The sequence below is a fragment of the Pseudomonas sp. SWRI81 genome (assembly GCF_014268545.1).
Taxonomy (GTDB): domain Bacteria; phylum Pseudomonadota; class Gammaproteobacteria; order Pseudomonadales; family Pseudomonadaceae; genus Aquipseudomonas; species Aquipseudomonas hamedanensis.
Map to the genome: position 1 here is coordinate 1 of NZ_JABWQS010000102.1, position 495 is coordinate 495.

Sequence of the window (495 nt, forward strand, 5' to 3'; positions counted from 1 at the left end):
CAACAAGGCCTTCTGCTCGTCGCTCATCAACCGAAACAACGCGCCGGCATGGCTGTAGTAATCGGTGTCTTCGCGATGGTCGTAGCGATCAGCGGCACCGCTCAAGGCCAGCGCAGGCTCGGCGTAATGCGGCGCTTGTTTGGGTGCCTCGATGTAGCTGTTCGGCTCGTAATTCGGCGCTGCGCCGCCATTGCTGCCGAAGGCCATCGAACCGTCACGCTGGTACGTGTTTACCGGGCTGCGCGGGGCGTTCACCGGCAATTGCTGGTGGTTGGTACCGACACGATAGCGGTGGGCATCGGCGTAGGCGAATACGCGCCCTTGCAGCATCCGGTCCGGCGAGAGGCCCACGCCTGGAACCATGTTGCTTGGGCCGAACGCGGCTTGCTCGACTTCTGCAAAGTAGTTCAGCGGATTGCGATTGAGCTCAAGCTCACCCACTTCGATCAGCGGAAACTCTTTCTGCGACCAGGTCTTGGTGACGTCGAACGGGTT

The 495-nt window shown here is 61.0% G+C and carries 1 protein-coding gene; it reads right to left on the reverse strand.

The genetic code is table 11. The features are described from left to right. Positions 1–495 (reverse strand): catalase (locus HU765_RS26615; protein WP_186624086.1); only part of this gene is annotated, 495 nt, incomplete at both ends.